The organism is Bradyrhizobium sp. LHD-71 (assembly GCF_031157255.1).
In the GTDB taxonomy this organism is placed as follows: domain Bacteria; phylum Pseudomonadota; class Alphaproteobacteria; order Rhizobiales; family Xanthobacteraceae; genus P52-10.
Genome location: NZ_JAVIFX010000041.1, coordinates 1 through 17,219, shown reverse-complemented (window position 1 = coordinate 17,219; position 17,219 = coordinate 1). Strand labels below are relative to the sequence as shown.

19 protein-coding genes are annotated in these 17,219 nt (G+C 63.2%); 13 read left to right on the top strand and 6 right to left on the bottom strand.

What is annotated here, in order from left to right; all coding sequences use genetic code 11:
* The first annotated feature begins 4 nt into the window (after positions 1–4).
* The 10 genes from RCO31_RS31475 to RCO31_RS31430 all read left to right on the top strand — a co-directional run bounded on the left by RCO31_RS31475 (position 5) and on the right by RCO31_RS31430 (position 9,893).
* Positions 5–460 carry a hypothetical protein gene (locus RCO31_RS31475; RefSeq protein WP_308972298.1) on the top strand — a complete coding sequence of 152 codons (456 nt, stop codon included), beginning with the start codon at positions 5–7 and terminating at the stop codon, positions 458–460.
* 114 nt (positions 461–574) lie between these two features.
* Positions 575–1,399, top strand: coding sequence for a sugar phosphate isomerase/epimerase family protein (locus tag RCO31_RS31470; RefSeq protein WP_308972297.1), 825 nt, complete (start codon positions 575–577; stop codon positions 1,397–1,399).
* 72 nt (positions 1,400–1,471) lie between these two features.
* A complete protein-coding gene (locus RCO31_RS31465; RefSeq protein WP_308972296.1) occupies positions 1,472–3,109 on the top strand; it encodes an ABC transporter substrate-binding protein in 1,638 nt (545 codons plus the stop codon).
* Positions 3,110–3,111: 2 nt separating this feature from the next.
* On the top strand, positions 3,112–4,095 hold the full coding sequence (locus tag RCO31_RS31460; RefSeq protein WP_308972295.1) for an ABC transporter ATP-binding protein: 984 nt from the start codon (positions 3,112–3,114) through the stop codon (positions 4,093–4,095).
* Positions 4,092–5,075, top strand: coding sequence for an ABC transporter ATP-binding protein (locus tag RCO31_RS31455; protein ID WP_308972294.1), 984 nt, complete (start codon positions 4,092–4,094; stop codon positions 5,073–5,075). Before RCO31_RS31460 ends, RCO31_RS31455 begins: the two co-directional genes overlap by 4 nt.
* Entirely contained in the window at positions 5,075–6,004 is a 930-nt protein-coding gene (locus RCO31_RS31450; RefSeq protein WP_308972293.1) for an ABC transporter permease, read from the top strand. The genes RCO31_RS31455 and RCO31_RS31450 overlap by 1 nt, the downstream gene beginning before the upstream one ends.
* Positions 6,001–6,864: an ABC transporter permease gene (locus RCO31_RS31445; RefSeq protein WP_308972292.1), complete on the top strand. Its 864-nt coding sequence runs from the start codon at positions 6,001–6,003 to the stop codon at positions 6,862–6,864. Before RCO31_RS31450 ends, RCO31_RS31445 begins: the two co-directional genes overlap by 4 nt.
* A gap of 25 nt (positions 6,865–6,889) precedes the next feature.
* Positions 6,890–8,446 (top strand): ABC transporter substrate-binding protein, encoded by a 1,557-nt coding sequence (locus tag RCO31_RS31440; RefSeq protein WP_308972291.1) that lies wholly within the window; start codon positions 6,890–6,892, stop codon positions 8,444–8,446.
* A gap of 138 nt (positions 8,447–8,584) precedes the next feature.
* Positions 8,585–9,133 carry a hypothetical protein gene (locus RCO31_RS31435; protein WP_308972290.1) on the top strand — a complete coding sequence of 183 codons (549 nt, stop codon included), beginning with the start codon at positions 8,585–8,587 and terminating at the stop codon, positions 9,131–9,133.
* A gap of 208 nt (positions 9,134–9,341) precedes the next feature.
* Positions 9,342–9,893, top strand: a complete 552-nt coding sequence (locus RCO31_RS31430; RefSeq protein ID WP_308972289.1) for a carboxymuconolactone decarboxylase family protein — start codon at positions 9,342–9,344, stop codon at positions 9,891–9,893.
* 47 nt (positions 9,894–9,940) lie between these two features.
* On the opposite strand, the gene RCO31_RS31425 is transcribed toward RCO31_RS31430, so the two are convergent.
* The 3 genes from RCO31_RS31425 to RCO31_RS31415 form a co-directional block, all read right to left on the bottom strand.
* Positions 9,941–10,339, bottom strand: coding sequence for an MAPEG family protein (locus RCO31_RS31425; RefSeq protein ID WP_308972288.1), 399 nt, complete (start codon positions 10,337–10,339; stop codon positions 9,941–9,943).
* 82 nt (positions 10,340–10,421) lie between these two features.
* Positions 10,422–11,165, bottom strand: coding sequence for an SDR family oxidoreductase (locus tag RCO31_RS31420; protein ID WP_308972287.1), 744 nt, complete (start codon positions 11,163–11,165; stop codon positions 10,422–10,424).
* Between the two features lie 140 nt (positions 11,166–11,305).
* Positions 11,306–12,265 (bottom strand): SDR family NAD(P)-dependent oxidoreductase, encoded by a 960-nt coding sequence (locus RCO31_RS31415; RefSeq protein WP_308972286.1) that lies wholly within the window; start codon positions 12,263–12,265, stop codon positions 11,306–11,308.
* A 389-nt stretch (positions 12,266–12,654) separates the two neighbouring features.
* On the opposite strand from RCO31_RS31415, the gene RCO31_RS31410 reads away from it, so the two are divergent.
* The 3 genes from RCO31_RS31410 to RCO31_RS31400 all read left to right on the top strand — a co-directional run bounded on the left by RCO31_RS31410 (position 12,655) and on the right by RCO31_RS31400 (position 14,082).
* Complete coding sequence (locus tag RCO31_RS31410) at positions 12,655–13,365, top strand: DUF1236 domain-containing protein (protein WP_308972285.1); 711 nt, start codon at positions 12,655–12,657, stop codon at positions 13,363–13,365.
* A 142-nt stretch (positions 13,366–13,507) separates the two neighbouring features.
* A complete protein-coding gene (locus tag RCO31_RS31405) occupies positions 13,508–13,738 on the top strand; it encodes an antitoxin MazE family protein (protein ID WP_308972284.1) in 231 nt (76 codons plus the stop codon).
* A complete protein-coding gene (locus RCO31_RS31400) occupies positions 13,735–14,082 on the top strand; it encodes a type II toxin-antitoxin system PemK/MazF family toxin (protein WP_308972283.1) in 348 nt (115 codons plus the stop codon). Before RCO31_RS31405 ends, RCO31_RS31400 begins: the two co-directional genes overlap by 4 nt.
* Here the strand turns inward: RCO31_RS31400 and RCO31_RS31395 are convergent.
* The 3 genes from RCO31_RS31395 to RCO31_RS31385 are packed head-to-tail and all read right to left on the bottom strand — an operon-like array spanning position 14,079 to position 17,037.
* On the bottom strand, positions 14,079–15,725 hold the full coding sequence (locus RCO31_RS31395) for a GMC family oxidoreductase N-terminal domain-containing protein (protein WP_308972282.1): 1,647 nt from the start codon (positions 15,723–15,725) through the stop codon (positions 14,079–14,081). The genes RCO31_RS31400 and RCO31_RS31395 overlap by 4 nt on opposite strands.
* On the bottom strand, positions 15,725–16,576 hold the full coding sequence (locus tag RCO31_RS31390; protein ID WP_308972281.1) for a CoA ester lyase: 852 nt from the start codon (positions 16,574–16,576) through the stop codon (positions 15,725–15,727). Before RCO31_RS31390 ends, RCO31_RS31395 begins: the two co-directional genes overlap by 1 nt.
* 5 nt (positions 16,577–16,581) lie before the next feature.
* Positions 16,582–17,037: a MaoC family dehydratase gene (locus RCO31_RS31385; RefSeq protein WP_308972280.1), complete on the bottom strand. Its 456-nt coding sequence runs from the start codon at positions 17,035–17,037 to the stop codon at positions 16,582–16,584.
* Between the last annotated feature and the right edge of the window lie 182 nt (positions 17,038–17,219).

The following is a 17,219-nucleotide window of genomic DNA, read 5'->3' as shown; positions in this document are numbered from 1 at the left end:
ATTCGTGCGCAAGGCAATTCTCAAGGTCATCGTGCTTGGAACATCGATGCTCTTCGCGACTGCAGCGCTCGCAGTCGACAATCTCGTCTCGAACGATGCTCCCGATCTCGCTTCCGTGCGTGCAAAGATCGAGGCGAAGAACTTCAAGGCGGCAATCGACGAACTGACGCCGATGCTCGCGACCCATCAACATGCCGATGTCTTCAATCTGATGGGCTTCAGCCTGCGCAAGTCGGGCGACCTGACGCAGGCGGCGACGTTCTACGCCAAGGCTCTCGATCTGGATTCAAACCATAAGGGCGCGCTGGAATACCAGGGCGAGATGTTTGTCGAGCTCGGTCAGCTCGACAAGGCAAAGATCAACCTCGCGCGACTTGCCACGTTGTGTCCGCAAGGATGCGAGGAGCGCGAGGATCTTGCACAAGCCATTGCGAGAGCGGGGGCATCCAAGGCCGACTGATAACAGCAATGACGCCGTGTTCCTCAGGGAACATCGCCGTATACGGCCGATTTCATATCGTCGTCATGTGGCGGGGCTAGCAGTTCGTGCACGAGTCACCGCGCCGGAGTTGCCATGCCCGCACCAGCAAAGCCCGTTCTTGGAGCGGCGTTGTCGACCGCCTCGCTGTCTGCCCATCGTGAATGGTTGCTGTCGCGGCCGCGCGATCTGGAGCTGCAGGATTTCTTCCGCTCGGACGTGCTTGACGGCGACTGGCAGGACGTCGCTGCCAGGCTCAAGAAGTCGCTTGATGGGTTCGAAGGGCGGCTTGGAATCCATGGACCTTTCTGGGGGTTCAAGATCGACAGCCACGATCCGCTCGTGCGCAACGCCGTCAGGACCCGCATGCTGCAAGGCCTCGAAGCTGCGGAAGCTGTCGGCGCCACCCAGATGGTCATCCATTCACCTTACACGACGTGGGACCACAACAACCTCGATCTCTATCCCGGCAATCGGGAAGCCTCGATCGAGCGTGTCCAGGCGACCCTGTCCGAAGTGATCCGTCGTGCCGAACAGATTGGCTGCGAGCTGGTCATTGAGAATATCGAAGACAAGGACCCGCACGAACGCGTGCGTCTCGCCAAGGCGCTGAACAGCAAGAATGTTCGCGTGTCGCTCGATACCGGGCATGCTCATTATGCCTACACGTCGACCGGGGCGCCGCCGGTCGACTACTACGTCGATGCTGCCGGCGACATGCTCACGCACGTTCATATTCAGGACTCGGACGGGTACGCCGACCGCCACTGGGCGCCAGGTGAGGGAACCATACGCTGGGGTGCGGTCTTTCGCGCGCTTGGCCAGCTGACCTCCAATCCGCGTCTGATCATCGAATTGCGCGACCACGGCACGGTCCTGGCCGGTGCCAGGCATCTGACAGAGCTTGGCCTTGCCGAGTAGCTCGCGACTGCGCGCACGCGCGCCGTCCTGTTGGTCACCGCATTGAATTCTTAGAGCAGCAGGAACGCAAAGATGACCGGACATTCTCGCCGCCAGATTCTCGGCATGGGCTCCGCGGCCGCGGGCGCACTGATCCTTCCCCGCTTCGCCATCGCACAGGCGGACAATCGCCCATCGATCACGATTGCCGTTCAGAAGGTGTCGAATTCCAACGTGCTCGATGTGCTGCGCGAACAGTCGAACGTCGGCGAACGCATCTTCTTTTCCTCGATCTGGGAGGGGCTGATCGCGCGAGACTGGCGCGGCCAGCTGGAAGCAGTTCCGGGGCTGGCGACGGAATGGAGGCGGATCGATGATCAGACCATCGAATTGCAGCTTCGCCAGGGCGTCAAGTTTCACAATGGCGACGAGCTGACAGCGGACGATGTCGTCTTCAGCTTCGGGCGTGAGCGCATGTTCGGCAATACCGAAGCCAAGAGCCGGTCGACCATCAAGGCGTTCGAGGTCATTCCGACCCCGCGGGCTGGCAAGGAGCTGCCGCTTGAAGTTCCTGCCGTCGCGCGGCGCATCTGGCCGGACCTGCTGCGCGTCGATGCCGTCGGTAAATATACGGTGCGCTTCTACAACGCGACGCCGGACGTCACCATCGAGGGGCGGCTGTCGCGTGCCGGGTCGAACATCGCAAGCCGGCGCGCCTGGGACGAGGCGTCAAGCTATCTGGATTGGGCGCGCAAGCCGGTCACCACCGGCCCCTATAAGATCGTGGAGATGCGTCCCGACGTGTCGTTGACGCTTGAAGCGCATGATGAATATTGGGGCGGCCGTCCGCCGCTGAAGCGCATCCGCTTCGTCGAGGTGCCGGAGGTGGCGAGCCGCATCAACGGGCTCCTGTCCGGCGAATATCAATTTGCCTGCGACATTCCTCCGGACCAGATCGCATCCATCGAGCAGAACCCGGCGTTCGAGGTTCAGGGCGGCACGATTTCCAATCACCGCCTGACGGTGTTCGACAAGAACCACGCGCAGCTCGCCAATCCGCTGGTTCGCCGTGCGTTCACCCACGCCATCGATCGCCAGTCCATCGTCGAGAGTCTGTGGGCGGGACGCACGCGCGTGCCGCATGGTCTGCAGTGGGAGTTCTACGCGGACATGTTCCACGCCGACTGGAATGTGCCGGAGTACAATCCGAAGCTTGCCCAGGATCTGCTTCGACAAGCGGGCTACAAGGGCGATCCGATCCCGTATCGGCTTCTGAACAACTATTACACCAATCAGGTGGCGACGGCGCAGGTCCTTGTCGAGATGTGGAAGGCCGTCGGGTTGAACGTTCAGATCGAGACCAAGGAGAACTGGACACAGATCTTCGAACGCACGCCCACGCGCGCGGTGCGCGACTGGTCCAATTCCGCCGCCTACAACGATCCCGTGTCGTCGCTGGTTGCGCAGCATGGTCCGCAAGGCCAGCAACAACAGGTCGGCGAGTGGACCAATGCCGAGTTGAACCAGCTCTCCGAGTTCCTCGAGACCTCGACTGACCGCGAGGCTCGCCGCAAGGCGTTCCGCAGGATGCTCGAGATCGCCGAGCGGGAGGATCCTGCCTTCACCGTGCTGCACCAGAACGCGACATTCACCGCGAAGCCGAAGGCCATCAAGTGGAAGGCATCGCCGGCGTTCGCCATGGACTTCCGTCCCGGCAGCTTTGGAGCCTGACGATGCGCCCGTTGCTTGCGATCGAGAACCTGACGGTCTCGTTTGATGAGACGCGGGTTCTGCACGGTGTCGATTTCTCGATCGGCAAGGGCGAGGCCTTGGGCCTCGTCGGCGAGTCGGGGTCCGGCAAATCCGTCACCTGGCTTGCCGCGCTTGGCCTGCTGCCCCGGTCGGCAAAAGTGGCGGGCAGGGTCCTTCTTGACGGACAGAATATTCTCGGCGCGCCGGAGGGCGCGCTTGATCACGTGCGCGGTCGTCGCGTCGCAATGATCTTCCAGGATCCGGCCAGCGCTCTCAATCCCGTTCTCACCATCCGCCGCCAGTTGTCCGAAACACTGGCACTGCATCGGGGCCTGTCGGGTCGCTCGCTGCAGGCTGAATGCAAAAGGCTGCTCGATCTCGTCGGCATTCCCGATGCGGAGCGGCGGCTATCGGCATATCCGCATGAGTTTTCGGGCGGGCAGAACCAGCGCATCATGATCGCGATGGCGCTCTCGGGTAATCCCGACCTGCTGATCGCCGACGAGCCGACGACTGCGCTTGACGTGACTATCCAGGCGCAAATCCTGGAACTGCTGGGCCGGGTGCGACGCGAGACCGGCATGGCGATGGTGCTCATCAGCCACGATCTCGGTGTCGTCTCGGAGAATTGCGACCGTGTCGCCGTCATGTATGCGGGCAGGGTGGTGGAAAAGGCCCGCGCCGGCGAACTGTTCGACGATCCCTGCCATCCTTATTCAAATGGACTGATCGGCGCGCTGCCACCGCTCGATGGTGAGCGCCGGCGTCTGACGGCGATCGGCGGCACGGTGCCTGATCCGCGCAACATGCCCGCCGGCTGTGCGTTCGCACCGCGCTGCGCGCTTGAGACCGCCGCCTGCAAAGCTGTGCCGCCGCTGCTCGTTCCGGTCGGCCCGGGCCGCGACGTCGCCTGTCATGTGGTCGCGGCGCAGCGTCAGATGCATGTCGGGCAGGCGGCGGAATGACCGGGCCGCTGGTGCAGGCGCGGGCTTTAAGGAAAGTCTACGCATCTCGGCGCGGCATCTTCGGTCGCGTCTCGCATGTTCGTGCGGTCGACGACGTGTCGCTCGAGATTGCAAAAGGCGAAACGCTCGGGCTCGTCGGCGAATCCGGCTCCGGAAAATCGACGACTGGGCGCCTCGTGCTCGGGCTCGAGCAGGCCGACAACGGCGAGGTCCGGTTTGCCGATGCGCCTATGCCGTCAATGGGTACCCAGGTCTGGCGCACTCAGCGCGCCCGCGTGCAGATGATCTATCAGGATCCGCTCGGCGCACTCGACAAGCGTCTGACCATTCTCGATCAGGTTCGGGAGCCTCTGGACATCCATGACATTGGCGAACGGTCAGAACGCGACCAGCGGGCGCTTGAGCTGCTTCGGTCGGTAGATCTGTCGGCCGAGCACGGACGCCGTTATCCGGGCGAGCTTTCGGGCGGGCAGCGCCAGCGTGCTGTGCTTGCACGCGCGCTCGCCACACGGCCGGAGTTCCTCGTCTGCGACGAGCCGGTCAGCGCACTCGATGTCTCGATCCAGGCGCAGGTCGTCAACCTTCTGTGCGATCTCCAGGACCGGCTCGGGCTGACGATGCTGTTCATCAGCCACGATCTGCGCGTCGTGCGCCAGGTCAGCCACCGCGTTGCGGTCATGTATCTCGGCCAGATCGTTGAAACAGGATCGGCCGACGATCTCTTCTCTGCCCCGCTTCATCCCTATACGCGGGCTCTGGTTTCGGCATCTCCCGCGCCCGGCCGGCGCAGCGCCGATCGCATTGTTCTGCAGGGCGATCCGCCAAATCCAGCGGACCGCCCGTCGGGCTGTGCCTTTCATCCGCGTTGCGCAAATGCGCTTGCTGCCTGTCGCGTGACGCAACCGACGCTGTCGCAGCCGAGCGCGACGCGCAGCGTCGCCTGCCACCTCTATGCGGATGGACAGCGGAGCGCTGCGTGATGCTTCGCTTTCTTGCGCTGAGGATCGGCCGGGCCTTGCTGACGATCGCTCTCGTCGTCACCTTCGCATTCGTCGTCCTTCGATTGTCCGGTGATCCGGCGCTGTTGATCATGGGCCCTGAAGCGCCGCCGGAAGTGATCGCGGCCTTCCGCAAAGCCTGGGGCCTCGATGATCCCATCTGGATGCAATATTTCGACTACTTCGGCGCGATCGCTCAGGGCGAGCTCGGCCGCTCCATGCGGGACGGGCGTCCCGCTGTGGAACTCGTCGTCGAACGCATCCCCGCAACTCTGGCGCTGACGTTGCCGGCGCTTCTCATCAAGATCGGCATTGGCATTCCGGCTGGAATCTATGCAGCGCTGCATCGCGGCTCGATGATCGACAGGGCTGTGATGCTTGCCGCGGTGGCCGGCTTCACGGTTCCGAGCTTCGTCCTGGCGCTGCTGCTGGTGCTGGTCTTCGCAGTCCAGCTCGGCTGGCTGCCGTCCGGCGGACAGGACTCCTGGCGCCATGCCATCCTGCCGATCTTCACGCTTGGCGTGGGCGGCGCGGCCGTACTCGCGCGGTTCACGCGGAGCGCAATGCTGGAGATCCTCGGCCAGCACTATATTCGCACCGCGTCGGCCAAAGGTGTGCCGTGGCGCGCGGTGGTGACAAACCACGCGCTGCCGAACGCCGCCATCCCGACCGTGACTATTGTCGGCTTCATGGTTGGCTCGCTGATCGCGGGCGCCGTCGTCGTGGAGAGTGTGTTTTCCTGGCCGGGCGTCGGGCGGCTTCTCGTCGTCGCCGTCGCGAACCGTGATCTGGCCGTGGTTCAATGCATTCTGCTTCTCGTGGCTCTGACGATGGTCACCTCAAACCTCATCGTCGATTTTCTCTACGGCTTTCTCGACCCGCGGCTCCGAACGCGCACAGGCTCTGCATGACCGAAGTCGTCGTCGCCCATCGAGAGGCGCGGCCGCGCAAAGCGTTCTGGCCGGCTTTGCCGGTAAGCGTTGTCGTCGCGCTCGGCTGGATCGCCTTGATGCTGCTGCTTGCGTGCTTCTCCGAAATCATCGCTCCGTATGGGTTCACCAAGCTTGACCTGCGAAACCGCCTTGCGCCACCTGGGACCGTGGGCCACTGGCTCGGCACGGACGAGCTCGGGCGCGATGTGCTGTCGCGCCTCGTCTTCTCGATCCGCGTCTCGCTGCTGATCGCGTTCGGCGCGACCATCATCTCCGCGACCGTGGGCACCGTTCTGGGCTTTCTCGCTGCGCACTTCCGGGGATGGGTGGAACAGATCGTTCTCATGCTGGCTGACTTTCAGGCCAGCATGCCGTTCCTCATTCTCGCACTCGCGGTGCTGGCCTTCTTCGGCAACTCGCTTCCGCTGCTTGTCGGGCTGATGGGCCTGTTCGGCTGGGAGCGCTACGCACGTATTTCGCGCGGTCTTGCCATTTCCGCGAACGCGCAGGGCTACGCCGGCGCTATTCGCCAGCTCGGCGCGCGTCCAAGCCGCATCTACTTCAGGCATATCCTGCCGAACATCGCCTCGACGCTGATCGTTTCGATGACGCTGGTGTTTCCGGAGGTGATCCTGCTGGAATCCGGCCTGTCGTTTCTCGGCCTGGGTGTGCAGCCGCCGATGACGAGCCTTGGAAACATGGTCGGCTATGGCCGGGAATACCTGACGCGTGCGCCCTGGATCATGTTGTGCCCGGCGGCGGCGATCGTGCTCACCACGCTGGCCATTTCGGTGATCGGCGATTGGTTGCGTGACCGGCTCGATCCGACCCTGAAGTAAACCAACTGAACAACCGGAGTTGGCAATGACCATATCGCGCCGTAGCGTTCTGGCGGGTGGATCGGCTCTTGCATTCGCACCAAGAGCCAACGCCCAGTCCTCCGAACCGATTAAGCCGAGGCCCGCGCTTCGCATCGCGGTCGCGGAGATTCCTCCGACTCTGGAGCCGGCCCGCGAGCTCTCCAATGTCGGAACGCGCGTCACCTATTCGATGTTCGACACGCTGATCCGCCGTGACTTCCTGGGCGCGCCTGACGGCGGCGGCGCGGGGCTCAAACCGCACCTGGCAGTGTCCTGGACGCGCAACGGGCCGGATGAACTGGTTCTGAAGCTGCGCGACGACGTCCTCTTCCACAATGGCGACCGGCTGACGGCCGAAGACGTCATCTACACGTTCATGTCGCCGCGCATGTTCGGGGAGAAGCCGCTGATGCCGGACGCGCGATCATACTTCGCGACGCTCGCCTCGGTGGATTCGCCGGCGCCGCTGACGGTCCGCTTTCGCACGAAGGTTCCCGACGTGCTGCTGGAGCAGCGCCTGGCATCCTGGTGCAGCTGGATCATCAGCAAGCGCGCCTATGAAGAGCGCGGCTTCGACGGCTTCTCCCGTGAACCGGTCGGCACCGGCCCTTACAAATACCGCTCGCATCAGCGGGATCAGAAGATCGTCCTCGACGCCTTCGATCAGTACTGGATGGGGCGCCCAAACGCTGAGAGCGTCGAATTCCGGCAGGTGCCGGAGCTGGCGTCGCGGGTCGCCGCATTGCAGGCGGGCGATGTGGATATGATCACGAATATTCCGCCGGATCAGGTCAGCGTCCTGAAGAAAAGTCCCGGCATCGACGTCCGCAATGTCGTTCTCGCGAACGTGCATGTCCTGACATTCGACGAGCGAGGGCCGCAGATGGGCGACAAGCGTGTGCGCCAGGCGCTTGCGCTTGCGATCGACCGCAAGCTGCTCGTCGATACGCTTTGGGACGGTTCGGCAGTCGTGCCGAACGGGCACAACTATCCCGAATACGGCCAGATGTTCCTCGAGGGGCGGAGCCTTCGCTACGATCCCGATGAAGCCGGTCGCCTGCTGCGCGCCGCAGGATATCGCGGCGAGGAGATCGTCTATCGGACGATGCCGAACTACTACACAAACGCCTTGCGCGCGGCCCAGGTGCTTGTCGAGATGTGGAAGGCGGTCGGCATCAACGCGCGTCTCCAGGTTGTCGAGAATTTTTCGCAGATGCGCGCCGAGGGGGCGCAGATCGGCAACAACTCCAACTCCACGCGGCTTCCCGATCCAATCGGCGCACTCTGGATTTCATGGGGGCCGGGTTCCGAATTCCAGAAATCCGGCGCCTTCCGCAGTGTCGAGGCGTTCAATGCCGCCGGCCGGGCGCTGGAGGCGGAGACCGATCCTGCGAAGCGCAAGGCCTTGTTCAAGGCCATGCTGGACGCATGGGAGGACGAAGCGCCAGGCACGGTGCTCTATCAGCCCGCCGAATTTTACGCACTGAAGCGCAACGTCGCCTGGCGTCCCTACACCTTCTATTTCATGGATCTTCGCAACGACAATCTCGCGTTCGACTGACGGGCGCACGGATCTTCATCTGGTTACGTCGCAGCAATGAACCTATGGCGCGCAACGCAGACTACTCTGGGTGGTCTGCGCCGTGTGGCCGGGGCCATGCAGATGCCGTCGTGAGACCAGCAAAAGAGATCGGTCGCCGTGATCCACCACATGTCGTTTGGCGTGCGCGATCCCCATCGTGTCGCCCATGCCCTTGCCGAACTGATGGAAGCAAAGCCCGTACGAGCCCCGGCGCCGCCTTTTCCTTACGGCGCCTGGTTGGTCGTGTCCGGCGACGAGCGGGGATCCTTTCTCGAGATCCTGCCGGCGACGACGGTGTTCGATCCCGACGCGCCGCTCGGACTGCGTCAGCGTCCTGCGAAATCAGAGCCGGTCACGTCGCATGTGCTGGTGAGCGCCGCCGTGCCAGGCGAGATGATACACGCCGTCGCCAAACGCGAGGGGTGGCAGGCAGAGGACATTGAGACCGGCTTGTTCAAGATCGTAAAGCTCTGGATCGACGGCAACGTGCTGGTGGAGTTCTTGGCCAAAGGTGAGGCAGGGCGTTACGTTGATGCGTTCGGCGCTGCCGGCTTGTCGACACTCGACGAAAAGCTGCGACATCTCGAGGCCAATCTTTTGACAGCCTTGTCGCAGAAGCTGCCACCTCAGGTGCTCGTTGAGGCGTTGGGACCGCGACCTGCGTAGCGTCCGGATAAGCCGCTCACTTTGATCGGCCGCGTTCGCGGCGCGGTTCGGGACGCTTCGGTCCGCAGCGCGGTCCCATTTGCCAGATGCAAAAATCTCGGCCTTTGGGGGGCGGAACCTGCATGCGTGACAGGCCCTTCCGCAACACCGCGCGATTGCGTATGCAGGGCGTGAACCTGAAACGTTGATCCAAGCGTTGGAGATCGCGATGACCCGCCTGCCGATGCCCGCCGAAGACAAGCTCACAGATGCGCAGCGCCGCGCCATCCAGGCGGTGACGGCTGGCAAGCGCGCCGGCGTGCGCGGGCCGTTTCCGGCGCTGCTGCGCAGCCCTGAGCTGTGCGAGCGCGCGGCGGTTCTCGGCGAGCTGATGCGGTTCGGTACGTCGCTGCCGCCACGCCTGTCGGAGATGGCGATCCTGATCACGGCCTACAACTGGCGCGCGCAATACGAGTGGTATGCCCACGCACCACTGGCGCAGAAGGGCGGGCTCGCCGAGGACGTGATCGAGGCCATCCGCCTCGGCAAGCGGCCCACCGGCATGAAGCCGGATGAAACGGTGCTGTACGACATCTGCACCGAGCTGCATGACACCAAGCGCGTCAGCGATGCGACCTACAAGAAGACCGTCGAGACGTTCGGCGAGAACGGCGTGGTCGAGATCCTCGGCATCTGTGGCTATTACACGCTGGTCTCGATGGTGCTGAATACAGCGCAGGTGGCGCTGCCGGAAGGCGAGAAGAACCCGTTCCCGGAGTGAGGTGCGTGCAGCGTCAGGTTGCTTCGATCAGCTCGCCGATGCCATGTTCATGATGTCACGGCGAGATAGACGAGGCGACCGAGCGCGCCGAACAGGAGAATTCCGGCGGCGCACGCCTGAATGAAAAAGCCGGGCGCCCGCTTGGAGACGTCGGCTGCGTAACCGAGAAAGTAGATGATCCGTCCGATGATCCAGGCCAAGCCCAGGACGGCCGCGATCGTGCTGTTCCAGTAAATGGCAAAAAGCCACAGTGACGGAAGGAAGATCGGCATCCATTCCAGCGTGTTGTAATGCGCGCGAATGGTTCGCTCGAGAAGCGGATCGCCCGTCATTGCCGGCGCAGATATTCCGACCTTGCGCCGGGCGCGCGCGACTTGCGCCGCCATCCAGAAGTAAACCACTCCTGCGAGCAGTGTGACGATCGCAACGTCAATGTAGGCACGCATGTCTCGCCCCGATTCGATCCACCTGAACCGGGCGACTATACCGTCATTTTGCCGGTGAGGCGCGCAGGCGAGCGCGCTGCGCTCATGTATCGATGCCGCCGTTGATACCGATCATCTGACCGTTGACGAAGCCGCCTTGATCCGAGCAGAGCAGGCCGCACATCGCTGCGATTTCCGCCGGCGTGCCGATCCGCCGCACCGGGATCTCCGTCTGGGCGACCTTCTGCATCCTTGCGACCCACGCCGGATCGTCGGTCGTGTCGATGACGCCGGGCGATATCGCGTTGATCGTGATGCCCTGCGGGCCGAACTCGCGCGCCAGCGTCTTCGTCAGGCCCCAGAGCCCGTGCTTGGCGACCGAGGTCGTGACGTGTCCCGGATAGCCGCGCATGGCGTTGCGTCCGGTCATGACGACGATGCGCCCCCAGCCTTTCGCGATCATGCCGGGCAGGAACGCCTGTGAGAGGAAAATGGCGCTTTCCAGATTGGTGCCCATCACCCGCCGCCAGTCCTCTTCCGTATTCTCCAGGAACGGCTTGTCGGGCCGGATGGCGGCGTTGGCGACCAGCACGTCGATGGTTCCGAAGGCCTCGAGCGCCTCTTTCGCCGCACGCCGCGCTTCGGGAACGAGACCCACGTCGGCCATGATGACGGAGGCCTTCACGCCCTTCGCCTGCGCTTCCTTGGCCACCTGTTCGCACGCGGCCTTGTCGGCGCGCCCATTGATGACGACGTTATAGCCGCGGTCGGCGAGATCGAGCGCGCACGCGCGGCCGATGTTCTTGCCTGCGCCGGTGATGAAGGCAGTGCGGTTGGTTGTTGGCATCGATATGTCCCCCTCGTCATTGCGAGCGAAGCGAAGCAATCCAGTCTGAGTTTGCCGCAAATGCTGCGCTGGATTGCTTCGTCCGCCATAGGCGAGCGAAGCGACGCCGTTCTTCGAACGGCTATGCCTCGCAATGACGCTCAGCTTGCCTTCTTCATCTCGCCGGACTTGACCGCATCCTGCATTTTCACGGCCGGGACCACGGGCGTGAGGCCGACCATGATCGTGGTCGGAATGCGCTCGATCAGTTCGTCGATGGTGAACAGCGAACCGTCGTTGAACAGCGATTTGTAGTCGTCGCCGAACATGTAGGTGTTGATGCGACCCTTCTCGACGTGGAAGAGGTGACCGTTGATGATGTCGGCCTGATCCAGCGCCAGATAGGCGATGAGCGGTGCGATGTGCTCAGGGCCGCGGCCGGCGAAGAAGCGATCGTACTGCTCCTGGGTGATGAGGCCTGCTTCCAGCTTGCGCTTCTGGTTGGCGATCACCGCATCATTCATCATCATGCGCGTATCGGCGGCCGGGCAGATCGCGTTGGCGGTGATACCGAACTTGGCGCATTCCTTGGCGATCGAGCGGGTGAGGCCGATGATGCCGGCCTTGGCGGCGGAGTAGTTGCACTGGCCGACCGAGCCTTTGAAGGCGTCGGACGAGAAGTTGATGATGCGGCCGTAGCCGGCCTGGCGCATGTACTTGATCGCGTGATGCGACATGTTCCAATGGCCCTTGAGATGCACGTTGACGACTGCATCGAAATCGTCCTCGGACATGTTCCAGATCATCTTCTCGCGCAGCATGCCGGCCACGTTCACCAGGATGTCGATCTTGCCGTAATCCTCCACGCATTGGCGGACCATGGCGCCAGCCTTCTGATAGTCGGAGACTGAGTCGTAGTTGGCCTGCGCCTTGCCGCCCGCAGCCTTGATTTCGGCGACCACGTCGTCCGCCGGGCGCTCGGTCGTCGCTTCGCCGCCGCGGCCCACGCCAGGATCGTTGACAATGACGCTTGCGCCTTCCTTCGCGAGCAGAAGCGCGATGTCGCGGCCGATGCCGCGTCCTGCGCCGGTGACGATCGCCGATTTGCCCTTCAGATGCATGGGTATTCTCCCTGTTTGTTAGGACGGTAGCTGCGGATGCTCGTTTCTGTTGTTCCACATGCAATGAGGACGTCAAGGGCGTTCGCGCGGCGGAAATTCATGGGGCCCATGTTCCTCGTGGAAACGTTCGCAGCTGCGAACGTCTGCCTGTTCCAACCTTTGGAAAGCGCTGCGTTGAAGAGCATGCGGCCGGCGTTTCGGCGAGGACGCTATGCCTGCGTGTGTCTGCGCCGTTCACGCGTGAACACGAGTTCATCTCTGCAACGAAAATCAGTCGCTCGCGGGATATTGCTGTGGGAACGCAACTCCAGAGGAACGCCGACATCGATGTGACGTTAGCCGGCCAGTTGAGTACCTAGGGGCGTCGCAATCATCAAAGGGATACGACGATGAAGACGACAAGGTTGCTTTCCGCGGTTTCGGCCGCAGCGTTGCTCGGCATTTCGAGTGTCGCGCTTGCTCAGGGGACAGGCACTTCGCCGGGCTCGTCGCCGGGCTCCTCCGGCGGCGCGCCGGCGGGTAACACGATGCAGCGTCAGGATGGGCCGACCAGCGGCTCAAGCGCGCCCTCGACTCAGAATCCTTCGACGTCTGGTGATCGCATGAGCCCGCCACAGGCTCAGCGGGAACAGGACGGCCAGAAGGCGAATAGGGCGCAAGGCCAGCAGATGGGTAAGGATGGCCAGAAGTCCCAGGCGCAGGGCAACCAGATGGGCCGGGACGCCCCGAGGTCCAACCAGGCGCAGGAACGCGCCCCGGGCATGGACGGCAAGTCGCAGATGAGCCGGGAAGGCCGGCAAGGCGCAAAGGACAGCGCGACGGTCGGCGCGGCGGGCTCCGGTGCAGTGAATCTGAGCACCGAGCAGCGCACCACGATCCGTCAGCAGGTGCTGACCGAACGCGCGCCGCGCGCCAACAACGTGAACTTCCAGGTCAACGTCGGCACGGTGGTTCCGCGCGACGTCCGCGTGGTCGAGGTGCCGCCGGCAATCGTCAAGGTTCGTCCGGCATGGCGCGGCTATCGCTACTTCGTCTACAACGATGAGATCGTCATCGTTGAGCCGCGCACGCTGAAGATCGTGGCGGTTCTGGAAGTCTAAGACCTCCCTGAGAAGTATCACGCCGGATCGAGAGGGCGGCGTGATGAAGCAGCCGGCGGCACCGTCCGCCGGCTGTTTTCGTTGGGCTGTGGACTTCGCTGGGAAGGCATGCTAGGTTACATGTAACCGGAGGGTTTGTCTTATGCCCGGTATTTCAAAATCGAAGACGTCGACTTCGCGCGCGAAGGTTCGCGCGCACCGCGAACGTCTGCGGCGCAAGGGTTTGCGACCTATTCAGATTTGGGTGCCGGATGTTCGCGCGCCCGCATTTCGCGCTGCCGCTCGAAAGCAGTCGCAAGCTGTAGCTGAGAGTTCACAGGACGCGGAAGATCAAGCGTTTATCGATTCGATTTCCGAGCAGGGCGACGCGTGAGACGCGGCGACGTTTGTACTGTTGCGGGTGGTGGGGCTTACGCCAGCAAACCGCGTCCCGTGGTGATCGTCCAAGACGATCGGTTTGATCGCACGAATTCGATCACGATTTGCGCTTTCACAACCAACGAGACCGATGCGCCTTTGTTTCGGATCAAAGTTGAGCCCAACGCGCGAAACGGACTTCGATTCCGTTGCCGTCTCATGGTGGACAAGATCACAACTGTTCCGAAATCGAAGATCGGCGAGACGATCGGCAGGCTCGACGACGAAGACGTCCTGCGCTTGAATCAAGCGCTATTGGTCTTCCTTGGATTGGCCATCTCGCCGAGGTCGGCGCTCTAACCAAACGACTTCGCGTCCTCCAGGATCATTGCCGCGCCTTTCTCGGCGATCATCGCTGTCGGTGTGTTGGTGTTCCCCGACGTGATCGTCGGCATCACCGAAGCATCGACGACGCGCAAGGACTGAATGCCGTAAAGGCGCAACCGCTCATCGACAACGGCCAGCGGGTCGGTGGCGGTCCCCATCTTCGCGGTGCCGACCGGATGAAAGATGGTGGTGCCGATGTCGCCTGCGGCTTTCGCCAGCGCGGCATCGTCGTCGCCGACGGCAGGGCCGGGAAGGAACTCCTCGGGACGATATTTCGCGAGCGCCGCCTGCTTCATCAGCTTGCGCGTGACGCGGATTGCGTCGGCGGCGACCTGCCTGTCCTCCGGCGTCGCCAGGTAATTCGGCGCGATGACCGGCGTGTCACCGGGCGCAGTGCTGCGCAGCCGGATCGTGCCGCGGGACGTCGGTCGCAGGTTACAGGCCGAGGCCGTGATCGCCGGAAACCTGTGCAGCGGATCGCCGAACTTGTCGAGCGACAGAGGCTGGATGTGGAACTGGATGTTGGCGCGCTCCTGTCTGGAATCGGAGCGGGTGAAGATGCCGAGTTGCGACGGCGCCATCGTCAGCGGCCCGCGCCGGCGGAGCAGGTAGTCGAGGCCCATCAATCCGCGGCCGAACAGCGAATGGTAGGTCTCGTTCAGTGTGCGCACGCCGTGCACCTTGAAAATCGCGCGCTGCTGCAAATGGTCCTGCAGGTTGCGCCCGAGCCCCTGGCGATCGAGGACGACGTTGATGCCGAGCGCGCTCAGCCACTCGTGCGGACCGATGCCGGAGCGATGCAGGATCTGCGTGGAGCCGATCGAACCGGCCGCGAGAATGACTTCGCTCCTGGCGCGCGCCTCGAGCGGCTCGTTGTCGAGCATGAAGTGAACGCCGGTCGCGCGCCCTTGCTCGATCGACAACCTGTCGACGAGGACGTTCGTCAAAAGCTTCAGGTTGGGGCGGTCGAGCGCGGGCTTGAGGAAGCCGCGCGCCGCCGACCAGCGGCGGCCACGCTTCTGGTTGACGTGAAAGTAGCCAAAGCCCTCGTTGTCGCCGGTGTTGAAATCGGCGAGCTGCGGAATGCCCATCTCGCGCGCGGCATCGCCGACAGCATCGAGGATTTCCCATGACAGCCGCGGCTCCTCGATGCGCCAGCCGCCGCCGGCGCCATGGTGCTCGGTCTCGCCGAGGAAATGATCTTCAAGCCGGCGGAATGCGGGGAGCACGTCGTCCCAGCCCCAGCCCGTCAGGCCCAGTTGCCGCCAGTGATCGTAATCGGCCGCCTGGCCACGCATCGAGATCATGGCGTTGATCGCCGAGCAGCCGCCGATCACTTTGCCGCGCGGATAGGCCAGCGCACGGCCGTTCAGACCGGGCTCGGCCTCGGTCTTGAACATCCAGTCCGAACGCGGATTGCCGATCGCGAACAGGTAACCGACCGGAATATGAAACCAGATCCAGTTGTCCTTGCCGCCGGCTTCAAGCAACAGCACGCGTTTTTTGGGATCGGCGGACAGGCGGTTGGCAAGGATGCAGCCGGCCGTGCCGGCGCCAACGACGACGTAATCGAAATCGCCGCCAAGCGCTCGCGCAACGGGTGCGTGGCCCGACATTATCCGAGCCCCAGAACCTTTTGCGCCGCCCGCAGGTGCGGCTTGTCGACCATCTTGCCGTCGATCCGCACCACGCCCGCGGTCGGGTTCTGTTCAAACGCCTCGACGATCTTCTTTGCGTGCGCAATCTCCTCATCGGACGGCGTGAACGCCGCATTGACGACATCGATGTGCTTGGGATGGATCACCATCTTGCCGAGAAAGCCGTCCCGCCGCGCGGCGATCGCTTCCTCTTTCAAGCCCTCTAGATTGTCGATATCCGCGTAGATGGTGTCGATCGGCACCACACCGGCCGCCACCGCGCCGATCAGGCAAAGATCGCGCGCGAGCAGGTAGGGGCTGTGGAACTTGCCGTCGGTGCGATTGCGGGTCGCGCCGAGCGCGGCCGACAGATCCTCGCCGCCCCACGTCAGTCCCCACAGCCGCCGGCTCGCACCGGCAAACGTGTCGAGCTTCAGCACCGCCATGGCGGTCTCGGTCGCCACCGGAATGATCCTGATGTGCCCGTTCTCGATGCCGTGGGCCGCCTCGAATGCGTCGAGATAAAGCGACAGCTTGTCGATATCCGCGCCACCTTCGCATTTCGGCAGGATGATGCCGTCCGGCTTGCCCGGCACCACCGCGGCGAGGTCGGCCAGCGTGAGGCCGGTATCGAGCGCATTCACGCGGATGTAGATCTTCTGCCGATCCTCGCGCGCGTTCAGCATCTCGCGCACGATGGCGCGCGCGCCCGCCTTCTGGTCCGGGGCGACGGAGTCCTCCAGATCGAGGATCAGGCAGTCGGCCGCGGTCTTGCGCGCGCTTTCGAATTTCCGGGTGCTGTCGCCGGGAACGAACAGGAAGGACCGCATCGATCTTAGGCCTTTGGCTTGCAGTGCATGAGCCCCGAGCGGCGACAGATCGCCACCACTTCGCCGCGCTGGTTGGTGGCCGTGTGCTCGAACTCGACGATGCCCTGGTTCGGGCGTGACTTGCTCTCGCGCTTGCCGACCACCTTGGTGTGCGCCTTCAGCGTGTCGCCGTGGAACACCGGCTTGGGAAACCGCACCTCGGTCATGCCCAGATTGCCGATCGTGGTGCCGAGCGTCGTGTCATAGACCGTCATGCCGATCATGATGCCGAGCGTGTACATCGAGTTGAACAGCCGCTGGCCGAACTCGGTGTTCTCGGAGAAATGAGCGTCGATGTGCAGCGGCTGCGGGTTCATGGTCAGCAGGCTGAACATGGTGTTGTCCATCTCGGTCACCGTGCGGCTGAACGCATGGTGAAATTCCTGCCCGACGTGGAATTCCTCGAAATATAGCCCCGGCATCGTTCACTCCAGCTTAGAGCATTTTCCGGAAAGGTGGATACCGGCTTTCCGCAAGAAAATGCGACCACAAAAAACCAGAGCGTATTCCGTCGATTTGAACGGAATGCGCCCTAGTGTCGTGGATCAGAAATTCGCACCATCGTTGCCGCGAGTCCAACGTGCGAATTTCTGATCCATAAACG

Coding starts and splice junctions, on each gene's coding strand:
- RCO31_RS31465 (WP_308972296.1), top strand. CDS start 1,472: ATGACCGGACATTCTCGCCGCCAGATTCTCGGCATGGGCTCCGCGGCC.
- RCO31_RS31415 (WP_308972286.1), bottom strand. CDS start 12,265: ATGCATCTGAAGGGCAAATCGGCGATCGTCACCGGCGCAGGACGCGGC.
- RCO31_RS31440 (WP_308972291.1), top strand. CDS start 6,890: ATGACCATATCGCGCCGTAGCGTTCTGGCGGGTGGATCGGCTCTTGCA.
- RCO31_RS31425 (WP_308972288.1), bottom strand. CDS start 10,339: ATGCGTGCCTACATTGACGTTGCGATCGTCACACTGCTCGCAGGAGTG.
- RCO31_RS31405 (WP_308972284.1), top strand. CDS start 13,508: ATGCCCGGTATTTCAAAATCGAAGACGTCGACTTCGCGCGCGAAGGTT.
- RCO31_RS31430 (WP_308972289.1), top strand. CDS start 9,342: ATGACCCGCCTGCCGATGCCCGCCGAAGACAAGCTCACAGATGCGCAG.
- RCO31_RS31445 (WP_308972292.1), top strand. CDS start 6,001: ATGACCGAAGTCGTCGTCGCCCATCGAGAGGCGCGGCCGCGCAAAGCG.
- RCO31_RS31395 (WP_308972282.1), bottom strand. CDS start 15,725: ATGTCGGGCCACGCACCCGTTGCGCGAGCGCTTGGCGGCGATTTCGAT.
- RCO31_RS31390 (WP_308972281.1), bottom strand. CDS start 16,576: ATGCGGTCCTTCCTGTTCGTTCCCGGCGACAGCACCCGGAAATTCGAA.
- RCO31_RS31455 (WP_308972294.1), top strand. CDS start 4,092: ATGACCGGGCCGCTGGTGCAGGCGCGGGCTTTAAGGAAAGTCTACGCA.
- RCO31_RS31385 (WP_308972280.1), bottom strand. CDS start 17,037: ATGCCGGGGCTATATTTCGAGGAATTCCACGTCGGGCAGGAATTTCAC.
- RCO31_RS31460 (WP_308972295.1), top strand. CDS start 3,112: ATGCGCCCGTTGCTTGCGATCGAGAACCTGACGGTCTCGTTTGATGAG.
- RCO31_RS31420 (WP_308972287.1), bottom strand. CDS start 11,165: ATGCCAACAACCAACCGCACTGCCTTCATCACCGGCGCAGGCAAGAAC.
- RCO31_RS31410 (WP_308972285.1), top strand. CDS start 12,655: ATGAAGACGACAAGGTTGCTTTCCGCGGTTTCGGCCGCAGCGTTGCTC.
- RCO31_RS31450 (WP_308972293.1), top strand. CDS start 5,075: ATGCTTCGCTTTCTTGCGCTGAGGATCGGCCGGGCCTTGCTGACGATC.
- RCO31_RS31470 (WP_308972297.1), top strand. CDS start 575: ATGCCCGCACCAGCAAAGCCCGTTCTTGGAGCGGCGTTGTCGACCGCC.